Below are 10,759 nucleotides of genomic sequence, written 5' to 3' on the forward strand. Positions count from 1 at the left end.
GCGGCCCTCCCTAATGCTCAAGGGGCAGGTAGACGCAGCCGCTCTTCTAGCTCCTATGATCCGGCAGCGGAGAAGGTTCCAGCGACGCTGTGCGGGAAACCTCAGCCGCCAAGGCCTCGAGCTTGTTTCGCTTGGCGGGATCCGAAGTAGCGGCAGCTAATCTCCGCAGGGCATGAACGTGCGCGGTTTCCAGCGCCGCGGCACTGGTGGTGATGGTTGGAGCGATCCCGACCCGCTCCCAGTCGCCACCGGTGGAAGCAAGCACCGGCCGTGCCACTGAAAGGCTCAGCTCGAACTGCCCCGCAATTGGAAAGACATCGTTCATGAAGGCACCCCCCGATGTCCGAGCACCAACGACCTCGCCCAAGCCGTAGCCTGCGATGTGTCCGACGAATTCCTCAGCGGCGGACCCGGTGACCTCACTCGTGAGGACATAAAGCGGCTTCCCAACCATCGTGCTGAGTCCAGGCAGGGTCGCAAACGTGGGTGAAACATCGTTGCCTCGATAGAAGGTAACGAGAGGGCGGCCGGCCTCCATGAAATGGCTTATCACTTGATGCACCGCGCGGGGGCTTCCGCCGCCGTTGCGCCTTAAGTCGATGATTACAGCATCGCCTCCTCGAAGAAAGTGCATAGCCGCTTCAAGGACCGCCTCGCTATCCTCCCCGATCCAGTCGAAGCTCCCTAGATTGAGACATCGCACGTTTCCACACAGCAGCTTCAGTTCATGCACACCATGGTTGCGACACCTCACCTCTCGCTCGAATGCGGTATGATCGGATGTACTTCCAGCAATAGTGGCCGTCATCCGGGCGACCCGTTTCGGGTTATATCTAAAATTGAGGTGGCGATCGCGTCCCACCCGCTCAAGATCAGCATTGACCCGCTCGGCAAGAAGTGCCGGTTGGTCCACATCATAGCGACCAGAGCTCATCTCTTGCGAAAGCGCAGCATCAAGCTCTGCTCGGCGCTCGGGCAAGACGTAGCTCTCGGCGATCAGCCGCCGTATTTCAGCTACGACCTCGGCCGGCTGAAGCACCTTCTCGGCCTCCAAGGGAGAAAGGCCGCCACGGATGAAGGCTTTTGTCAGAGCTCGCCGGGGTCCGATCTTGATGTCCGTCTCCACACCAGTCCTTTCCCAACGACGCCCGTCCAGGCCATTGTGTAAGCACTTATAGTTGTCCGGGTACGAAGTGAATGCATGATGAATGACGGGCGTTTCGAGCGGCACGTAAGGCTCCGGCTAGGGCTTCTAAGCGAGGCACCATCCGGCGACGCTTGGTTCGAACTTGATCAGCATGGCCAGAAGTGATCCTCAGATGTCGAGGAGGTCCAGCTTTCGCTTACGGGTACGCTTCCCAAGCTGCCGGCGACGAGTTAGCCATCGCCGGAATACCCTCCCAATTATCGAAAGCATTCCCTTGCTCCGATCAGCGGAAACTTCACGTGATCCGGTTATGCACCCAAAAGTCAGCAAGTCAGGAGCGGACGCTAATGCGGCTTGTACGGGATGCGCAGATATATTAGTGCTGTTGTACTCTTCAGCTGGAAAGGCGTCCTGATTTGAGCATTTCTTCGAAAACAGGTGGGTTCAGCGGCTGCGCAGTCCTGCTCGCTCTTGTCACCTGTGCACCGGCACCGCCCGTGTCAGCGTCGCAGCCGGCTCCACTTTCCAAGGACGCTTTCAAGGCATGCTATGAGGCCCAGGCAAGGCTGGTCCCCTTCTCCGGCGTGATCTTGGTCCAGCGGGGCAACGACGTTTTCGCTCATACTTCCGGCATGATGGATGAGCAGCAAACTGTGCCAATTACCCCGGCAACGCGATTCCGCCTCGCGTCTGTCCAAAAGGTACTGACGAAGGTTGCGGTCGGACAGTTGGCCGACAAGGGAGCACTCAGTCTGGACGCACCAATAGGAAAATATGTCCGGGGCATTCCACCTGAGATGGCCGCAATTACAATTGACCAACTTCTGCAGCACCGTTCGGGCGTGGCTGGCTTTCTGCGAATGACTCCGGAGGCAATGACCGGATTAGTCTCTGCCACGAGCGCACGCGATCTGCTGCCGCTGATCACTTCCCAGCCTCTGGAGTTTCGTCCGGGGGAGCGAGAGCAGTATTCCAATGGCGGCTTCTGGCTGCTTGGAGTGGTCATCGAAGCGGTGAGCGGTAAGACCTACGGCGAATACCTGCAGGACGAGGTTTTCCGACCTTTGAGGATGAGCGCGACCGGCTTGACCGTCGGGCCTGAAACTGCGGTCCGCATGACGCGAATGCTGCCAGGCCAGCCACCGCTTGCCACCCCCCACCCCGTGAAGATGCCGATGGAGCCCCGCGGATCACCCTCCGGGGACGGGGTCAGCACCGCCGACGACCTGTTGAGGTTGGGCAAAGCGCTGATTGGCGATTCCTTGGTAAGTGCAGAAATTAAAGCGCGGCTGTTCCCAAAGAGGCCCGGCGAGCCTTGGCGCCTCGGTCAATCCGGCGGCAACATTGGAACGAACACCGATTTTGCCGTCTACCCAGAGAGCAAGGTGATATCCGTTGTGCTTTCGAACTTCGATCCGCCCGCCGGCGACCTGATGGGATATGTTCTCAGGCGAGTGGCCCTGGGGGCCGGCTGCGCACCCTTGCGGGAGGAGGATCATCCAGGTCCCCGGCGCTTAATGCCTCCACCTGAGCCGGGCCCTCGCCTACCGACGCGGAGCGCTTCCTAGGCCGCGCAGGTGCCAACACTGAGCCAAACCCCCTAATCTCCAAGCTTGCCAGCCGACGCATGTGCTGCCGAGATGGCCCGCACGGCCTCGCCGACAAAGACTACCGGTGATCTGTTCCTCAGCCGGATGAACTCTGCTGGCCTGACAAAACGGGGGGATGAAGAGTTCGGCCACTTGGCGAACAGGCGTCCCAGTCGGATGTATATGATCTTGAGCAACATCGGCTGGCTCACTCATATCAAGCTAAGCACCGCTATCCGTCAGGGACGTGCGCTACCGATGGTGGAGAGCAGCTGACGACGCCAACCTGGATCGACCAGCATGTCTGAGGGCATGCGATGCCCCATGCCCCGGTAGGAAATCAGGCGAACGTCACCGCCTTTAGCCTTGACGTTGTTCATGAATGCCAGAGACACTGCGAAGGGATTCTCCTCGTCCGCTTCTCCATGAACAGCAAAAATTGGGACTTTGGCCAACTCGCCTGCACGACCGATGGGAGGCGGTACCGGGGCAAATACGAAGATGGCGCTCACCAAGCGCGATCTCGACAGCGCCAGCTGGAGAGCGGCCGACCCGCCCATCGAAAATCCGACGAGATAGACCCGGCGCTTGTCGATCGTCGGATCCCTGAGCAGATCCTCGAGCAGCTCGGCCAACATTGCGAACGAAGGGCCTGGAGACGACGCTTTAGGAACTCCGTCGGATGACCGCGCATAAACCACACTTCGCTCAGCCACCTGCGGGACCACTACAACCGGCGGATCGTGCGCAAGTTCGGGCCGAGCCCAAGAGGCTGCGAAAGGTCCTAATTGCTGTGCATTGTCACTGCCAAGGGCGCCCGAAGCGTGGAGGATAAGGACGAGTGGACGGCGGGAAGCTGAAGCCGGGCGATAGATACGGTACGGCAACGTCCTGTCGCCCCGCGCTTTGAAGATCGCGGCTGCGAACATACTCTGCCAGCTTGCAAGTTCCTCGGCCGAGGGGAGGGCGACCGTAGTCTGGTTCCTGCTTTCGTCAGGAGGGCCAGCGAGGCCCTGGGGTGTTGCTGCGCATCCGGCGAGGAGTGCAGCCCAGCCAAGAACAGTCAAGCGCAGGTGAAGCCGGGACCCACCGCGCAACGACCCCTCAGTAGCGGTCCGTTCCATGACATGACAGGCGCTATACCGCACACAAGAATTGTTCGCGCTTTCGCCGCGCCGAGCAAGAAAATTCGGCGGAAGATCCGGTGCCACACGGTCGAAGTGAGCAATGCAGGCCTCAGCTGGTCGATACGCACTTATATGCCAGCAAAGACTCAACAAGGGCTTCGCCTCTGTCTTTGGCTATGCCTCGCAGGGTTCACTCATGCTATCAGCTTCAGCTGCAACTGGCTCTCACGAGGGCGTAGGGAAGCCGAGGGGATTCGTCACCAATAGCGAGGAGCCGCCCATCCACAGCTGATGAGGCAAACCTGCAAGGCCGCGCTTCTGTGTTGGCGATGCCGACAATGCGCCGCCCAGCTGCCTAGTTTAGCCTCTCTCAGCGAGATGCCGCGGAGAATTCTCTGTACTGGAAGCCGTCTTCGTACGTCGCTTGATCTTTGTGACGTCCGGCTTGCGGATTTCGCCATCTTGGTGCGCCCGCTTCTCTCGGATGCGGTCGATGAACGGCCGTCGCTCCAAAGCGGCAATCGCCTGATCAAGTATATCAAGAAGCGGGACGCCGAGTTCCAACGTAAGATCATCAGCAGCGGCGTTCGTCGCTTCCCAATGACGTTGAAGGAGGGGCAGGAGTGCCTTGCCAGCATCGGTAAGATCGATGATCCGCTCGCGGCCATCTTGCCCGGTCTCAGCTCGTGCCAATCCTTGCTTGGCCATTTCCGAGACCGTCTGGCTCGCTGCCGAATGGGTGATGCCCGCGTACGTGGAAATGGCCCGAATTGAGCTTGGTCCACGCTCCGTTAGAAGCCGGACCACGGGTGTGTAGCGCGGACGGTATACGAGGCCCGCCTCACGGTACGCCACTTCAACATCACCATCGAGGAGTTCGATCAGGTGGCGGAGGAGGGATCCCAAGGTCCGTCGGCTAGGCATCAGGCATCATAGCCACTTCCAGAAGCAGCTGGCTATAAGTTTTCAGCGCGGCTTTTGCTCGTGTTCGGTACTCGACTGTACGCCTCGCCTTTCAGACAGGATGCTTCATCCGAGAAGCTTCAAAGGCGCTCCAAGGTCGCGAGATCCGCGGGTCCGCGCCAGACGCGCCTGAAGCTGTCGGATGCCTTTTTGGACGGCATGCGCATCGCCTCCTGAGAACGCGCGATACCCAGGAGAGCCCAGGCATTGCCCGGTCGTCGGCGGAGTGCTCGTTTGAACGCACTCAGCGCTCCTTTGGGATCCCCGTCCCGGAGCAACGCAGCGCCGAAATGAAGCGCTGCAGGCTCTCCCCAGAGCGGCGGTTCCCAGTAGCCGCTGGCATCTTCGACTTGCTCGGCGGCCTTGAACAAAGCCGCTGCGCCGGGCGCATCGCCCTGCGCCGACAGGATGCGGGCAGCGGCAAGGCGTTCGCCCATGTCAATCAGAGGCAGCATCTGAGGGTCGAGAACCACGCTCCTTCGCAACCGGCGCAACTCGACCAGCTCCAGCTGAGCCTCCCGCAGCCTGTGTGATCGGGCAAGGGCTTGCGCCCGCACCGCCCTCCATACAAGCCGCAGGTCCGACAACCGTTCGTCAGGTGCCTTGATGGCCAATAACTCATCAGTGCTGGAGAGCTGCAATCGGGCCTGCAAAGCGCTGGCGAGCATCCGCCGGTAGTCCGGCCGGTTCAGGGCGCGCTCTGCCGGAATGGCCTTCTCCAGCCCCTCGGCTGCAGCCAGCCCCGCGCTCCGGTCGCCGATCTGCTGAGCCGATGATAAAATGAAGTGGGTGTGGTGCCGGTAATAGTTATAGAAAAGTGGATCCTCGCCAAGAGTTCGCGCCATCGCCTCGTCAGCCGCGACTGCGTTCCGGTTCACGGCCACGGCGTCTGAGAAGCGGCCTATCCGGTAATAGGTGTGCCCCGGCATATGCTGCAGGTGTGCGGCGTGTGGCACCAACTGCCGCAGCCGATCTGCTGCGGTCTCCGCGACGCCGGGATTAGCAGAGGCTTCGGTGAGGTGGATGAAAAGGTGCAGCGCCTGGGGGTGGCGTTCTGATCTCCCCAGGACGGTTGAGAGCAGCCGCCTTGCCGCTCCACCCCATGGCTTGAGACGCTCGCCGCCTTCCTCCCAATAATCCCATGGATGGACGTTCATCGCGGCCTCGGACGCGAGCACTAACAGAAAGTCGCTTTGCGGGTGCCGCCTCGAAGCTTGCAAAAGCATGCTGGCATACGCTTCCTCATGTACCCCCTTTTGGTCAGCCGGAGCCGAAGGGGCAAATCTTTGCAAGAGAGCCTCTCCCATGTCGCGCTCGACAGGGGAAAGGTGCGTGTCGCGCAGCATATCGGCGACCAGCCTGTGGGCGGCTTTGGCGCGCTCTGCAGACATCGGGCCGCTATTGATATGTGGCCCCATGGATAGCGCCTGGCCCCAGCGGCACATGGCGCAACCGGACTCGATCTTTAGAGCGGCCTCAAAGCTGCGCTCAGCTTTCGCATGTTCAAAGCCGTAAAGCAGCGCTAGCCCCTGGTCGAAGTAGCGCTGAGCCGCTTTCCCCGCAGCGATTGGTAAGTGTACCGGCGCCAACCCCTCGATGAGAGGCATTTGCATCGAAGCGGATTGATCCTTCTGTCCGGCGAGACAACCATGCGCCTTCTGGTAAGCTGGCGTGAGCATTGCGAGTTGCCGAGTACGCTCTGTTTCAGCAGGCGAGCGCCCCTGCTCTGCGGGCAGCGCATTGGAAACACCCACCATTGCAAGGAAAGCTAACGCTCTTCGATTGATCATAAGCCCAGGCCTTAATTGTCAGGATGAGCCTAGGAGGGCCAAGGAAACACTGCAACAGCGCTGTTGCGTTAGGAGATGGGATTCGATGCGCCACCAAATTCCTGGAGCTGCGGCACGCCATATTCGGATTCCGAACCCGTAAGACAGGGAGCTCTGCTAGCCGCGCGAACGGAGCCGCCGTCCTGCGCATCTGTGCGCCTACTCATATAAGTGCTCTTTCATAATGGGGTGAAGCGGCGCTGCCGCAGTGCCAGGGTCAGCGAAGGCAGCGGTCAAGAACGCCAAGCACCGACTGCTTCTGCGCCGGGTTTGCGCCATCCCACATATCGTTGTGCTTGAGGTCCGGTACCGTAGCTATCACCATGCGGTGCTGAAGCACCTCCGCAGGGGTTGGCAAAACGCCTTCGTCGGCTGTTTGATCGGTTGATCGCACGCTGCAAATGCGAGGGCGGCTCGTGCGCGGGAGGCGCATCCGCCGGTTGTCTAGGGAGAATACGGCCTGCACCAGGCGAGGATGCTGCTCGACGAACAGAGCACTCATGTCTCCTCCATGAGAGTGCCCGACCAGGATAATTCGATCGTTCGAGGCCGCCCGCTGCTTCCGCAAGGCTTCGATGACAAACTTTAGATTTCGAACGCCTTGTTCCCACGATGGGCGGCGAACAACCGAGGGTACCCCGGTCGTTGGAAGTTCCGGGTCGCCCGAAAGCTCATGCTGCACGGAAGCGACAAGGTATCCTTGGCCCGCCAGATGATTGGCGATGAAGGAATACGCAGTGTTGCGCCCTCCGTAGCCGTGGGAGATTAGGACAAGCGGTTTTGCCCTATGCGAGAGACCATAGAGCAGGACGGGTATCTGTCGTCCGCGGCTGGGATCGGTGAAGACGCGGGTCGCAGGCGCGAGAACCTCGCTGGGCCGTGGAGGCTTGTCGACGCTCGCGCACCCGTGAAGTATGACGGCCGCCGCGACTTGAGCGCAAAGCAGTGACTTTTTCCTGAGCCTCACAACCACCTCGCGATGCATTTGATTGCCAGAAGGCGAAGACTCTATCGCCATCGGGGGCGTCCGCAGCAAGACCAGGGGCGCCTCCCCGTCCAAAGCAACGTCGGATTATTAGGTGCAGCTGCCAATCTCCCGGCCTGGAGCCGATTTACACTCTCGTTGAGCGATGCAGCAGAGCCGCCTGGCGCTACCACGGCCTTGTGGGTCTGGAGCATCCACCAGCTTCGAATACGCCATAAGAAGTACGGGTCAGATCCGCAGCTGAAAGACCGTTCAGACGGCATAATTCAAGGTCGCGCCTGGCTTTGGAAGCAACGTTCAAATCGGCCGCCCGGAGAGGGCCCTCGGGGAGCGGTGGTGTACGGAGGCCGCGGGAATGCGCCATTGCGGCTGATGCCGTCATCGCCTCAGCGTCAGCACGTGATGCAGCTGTTGATGCTCACTGCGCCCCGCCGTTATCCCGCCGATGAGCCCCATGACCCGCTCGAACGAAGAGGTTCGAGCAAGCGCATCATCAAGGCGGTCACCGTCACATGCCGGAGCATCTCCTCACGTTTAGGGACACATGAATTGGCGCATTTGCAGCGAATCTCTCACGCGGCGAGGGCTGGGTGAGAGGAAAAATCCAGGCGCGTGCGCCTGCAGCCGCCGGCGTATATTTGACGGATATTTGAAAGACTGGCGGCAGCCATAGCTAACCCATTGAAAAGATTGGTGACCCCTACGGGAATCGAACCCGTGTTTCAGCCGTGAAAGGGCCGCGTCCTAACCGCTAGACGAAGGGGCCACGGGGTGCTCCGAGGCAGAGGCGGCACTTAAAAGCGCGGGCGTCGGCGGTCAAGCTCGGTTAGTCGGCCCAGGCCGCGTCCTCGAGGTGGAGCTCGGCGGCCGGGCGGTCCCCCCAGTCGTCGCGCTTGATCCGGCCCGCGATCCAGAGCTTGCGGTGAGTGGGCGCGGCAAGCATCGCCTGTCCGAGCGGGCTATCGGCCATTCGAAAGGCGATCGCCTTGATGCGGCGGCCGTCGTCGCCTGAGACGATGAGGCGGAGGTGCCCGCTTCCAACGACATCGGCCTTCACGATCCGCACCGGCCCCGCCGCAACACGGGGAGCGGGCCAGCCCGCGCCATAGGGGCCGCCCGCATCCATCGCCTCGCAGAGCGTCGGGCAGACGCCGCCGGGGGCGAGGACCGCATCGAGCAGCAAGGCACGGTCATCGCGGCCTCGGGCGACGTCCTTGGCAAGCCGCTCGTCGAGGAAGTCGGCAAGCGCATCCAGCCGGTCCCGCGTGACCGTGAGCCCGGCAGCCATTGCGTGGCCGCCGCCGGCGATGAGGAGGCCGCTCTCTTTCGCCGCGAGGATGGCCGCGCCGAGATCGACGCCGTAGATGGAGCGGCCGGAGCCCTTGCCGACGCCGTCCGCGTCGATGGCGACCACGATTGCGGGCCGGCCAAGCTTCTCCTTGAGCCGCCCGGCGACGATCCCGATCACGCCCGGATGCCAGCCCTGGCCGGAGACGAGCGCGACGGGCCGATTGCCCTGAGCTGCGCACAACGCCTCGGCAGCCCCACAAACGAAAGCCTCGATCGCTCGCCGCTCCTCGTTGTGGCGCTCGAGCTCGGCGGCGATACTCTCGGCCTCGGCGGGATCCTCTGTGGTCAGGAGCCGGACGCCGAGATCGGATTTGCCGACGCGGCCGCCGGCGTTGATCCGTGGCCCGAGCGCGAAGCCGAGATCGGTGCAGGTCGGCGCTCGGGTCAGCCGCGAAGCATCGATGAGCGCGGACAGGCCGATATTCTTCCGCTGCGCCATCATCTTGAGACCCTGGGTAACGAACGCGCGGTTGAGACCCCGAAGCTGTGCGACATCGGCGACGGTGCCGAGCGCGACGATGTCGAGGAGGTCGACGAGGCGGGGCTCGGGGCGGCTCGCGAAGAAGCCCCTCGCCCGGAGCGTCCGCACCAGTGCCGCCGCGAGAAGGAAGCAGACGCCGACGGCCGCGAGATGACCGTGAGCGGCCGCATCGTCCGCCTCGTCGAGCCGGTTCGGGTTGACGAGCGCGTGCGCTACGGGGAGCGCGGCTGCGCATTTGTGGTGATCGACGACGATCACGTCGACGCCCGCAGCCCGCGCCATTTCGAGCGCCTCGAACGCCTGGGCGCCGCAATCGACGGTGACGATCAGCTTCGCGCCGCCCTCCGCGATCCGAACCAGCGCTTCGCCCGAGGGGCCATAGCCCTCCATCAGCCGGTCCGGGATATAGGCCTTGGGGTCGCAGCCAAGGCCGCGAAGCAGGCGGATCAGCAGGGCCGCCGAAGTGGCGCCATCGACGTCATAGTCGCCGAAAACGGTGACGGGCTCGCGCGCCTCGACCGCGTCCGCGAGCCGCTCCGCGGCGAGGTCCATGTCGCGGAAGATCGAAGGGTCCGGCATGAAGGAGCGGATCGTCGGCGCCCGGTGCCGCTCCAGTTCGTCGCGGCCGACTCCGCGGGCGAGCAGCAGCTGGTCCACGAGATCGTCAGGTTGAAACGCCTCGTCCGTCGCATCCGCAGCCGCGCCGCGCCAGCGCCAGGGCTGGCCCAGGATCGAGCGTGAAACGCCGCAGACATGGCTGGAGGACATGAGCATCCTCCGCCTTTACGTCATTGCGAGTCCGGCGTGAATCCCGCGATCAGGAAAGCTGTGGAAAAGCCTGATAACCGTGCGAGCCGGGCTCGTGGCGGTGCTCGCCCTTGACCCAGCGGACGGTGCCGGTCGAGGCACGCATGACGACGCTTTCGGTGGAAAGGCAGTTCTTCCGCCGCTTCACGCCGGCGAGCAATGATCCGTCCGTGACGCCGGTGGCGGCGAAGATCACGTCGCCCTGCGCCAGATCTTCGAGATGATAGATGCGGTCGAGATCGGTGACGCCCCATTTGGCTGCGCGGGCGCGCTCGTCGTCATTGCGGAAAACGAGCCGGCCCTGGAACTGACCGCCGACGCAGCGGAGAGCCGCCGCCGCAAGCACGCCCTCGGGCGCTCCGCCCGAGCCCATATAAACATCGATCGTGGTGTCGGGGTCGGTGACTGCAATCACCCCGGCGACGTCGCCGTCCGGGATGAGGTTGATGCCGCAGCCGAGGCCGCGAAGCTCGGCGATCAG

8 protein-coding genes and 1 tRNA gene are annotated in these 10,759 nt (G+C 62.5%); 1 reads left to right on the forward strand and 8 read right to left on the reverse strand.

What is annotated here, in order from left to right:
- Positions 1-46: 46 nt before the first annotated feature.
- Positions 47-1,231: a S41 family peptidase gene (locus VF662_RS15625; protein ID WP_464142874.1), complete on the reverse strand. Its 1,185-nt coding sequence runs from the start codon at positions 1,229-1,231 to the stop codon at positions 47-49.
- Between the two features lie 332 nt (positions 1,232-1,563).
- Here VF662_RS15625 and VF662_RS15630 point away from each other — a divergent pair, with 332 nt between their 5' ends.
- Positions 1,564-2,715, forward strand: coding sequence for a serine hydrolase domain-containing protein (locus VF662_RS15630; RefSeq protein ID WP_464142875.1), 1,152 nt, complete (start codon positions 1,564-1,566; stop codon positions 2,713-2,715).
- A 260-nt stretch (positions 2,716-2,975) separates the two neighbouring features.
- On the opposite strand, the gene VF662_RS15635 is transcribed toward VF662_RS15630, so the two are convergent.
- The 7 genes from VF662_RS15635 to VF662_RS15665 all read right to left on the reverse strand — a co-directional run.
- Positions 2,976-3,860, reverse strand: a complete 885-nt coding sequence (locus VF662_RS15635) for a carboxylesterase family protein (RefSeq protein WP_464142876.1) — start codon at positions 3,858-3,860, stop codon at positions 2,976-2,978.
- 363 nt (positions 3,861-4,223) lie between these two features.
- Positions 4,224-4,769, reverse strand: a complete 546-nt coding sequence (locus VF662_RS15640) for a MarR family winged helix-turn-helix transcriptional regulator (RefSeq protein ID WP_464142877.1) — start codon at positions 4,767-4,769, stop codon at positions 4,224-4,226.
- Positions 4,770-4,906: 137 nt separating this feature from the next.
- Positions 4,907-6,616 carry a tetratricopeptide repeat protein gene (locus VF662_RS15645; protein WP_464142878.1) on the reverse strand — a complete coding sequence of 570 codons (1,710 nt, stop codon included), beginning with the start codon at positions 6,614-6,616 and terminating at the stop codon, positions 4,907-4,909.
- Between the two features lie 256 nt (positions 6,617-6,872).
- Positions 6,873-7,673: an alpha/beta hydrolase family protein gene (locus VF662_RS15650; RefSeq protein ID WP_464142879.1), complete on the reverse strand. Its 801-nt coding sequence runs from the start codon at positions 7,671-7,673 to the stop codon at positions 6,873-6,875.
- Between the two features lie 658 nt (positions 7,674-8,331).
- Positions 8,332-8,406: transfer RNA gene (locus VF662_RS15655), tRNA-Glu, on the reverse strand.
- 60 nt (positions 8,407-8,466) lie between these two features.
- A complete protein-coding gene (gene recJ / locus VF662_RS15660) occupies positions 8,467-10,239 on the reverse strand; it encodes a single-stranded-DNA-specific exonuclease RecJ (RefSeq protein ID WP_464142880.1) in 1,773 nt (590 codons plus the stop codon).
- 49 nt (positions 10,240-10,288) lie between these two features.
- A partial coding sequence (locus VF662_RS15665) for a fructose-bisphosphatase class II (RefSeq protein ID WP_464142881.1) occupies positions 10,289-10,759 on the reverse strand: 471 nt, incomplete at its 5' end.

The organism is Allosphingosinicella sp. (genome assembly GCF_036387215.1).
Lineage (GTDB): Bacteria > Pseudomonadota > Alphaproteobacteria > Sphingomonadales > Sphingomonadaceae > Allosphingosinicella.

Coding starts and splice junctions, on each gene's coding strand:
- VF662_RS15635 (WP_464142876.1), bottom strand. CDS start 3,860: ATGGAACGGACCGCTACTGAGGGGTCGTTGCGCGGTGGGTCCCGGCTT.
- VF662_RS15645 (WP_464142878.1), bottom strand. CDS start 6,616: ATGATCAATCGAAGAGCGTTAGCTTTCCTTGCAATGGTGGGTGTTTCC.
- VF662_RS15650 (WP_464142879.1), bottom strand. CDS start 7,673: ATGGCGATAGAGTCTTCGCCTTCTGGCAATCAAATGCATCGCGAGGTG.
- recJ (WP_464142880.1), bottom strand. CDS start 10,239: ATGTCCTCCAGCCATGTCTGCGGCGTTTCACGCTCGATCCTGGGCCAG.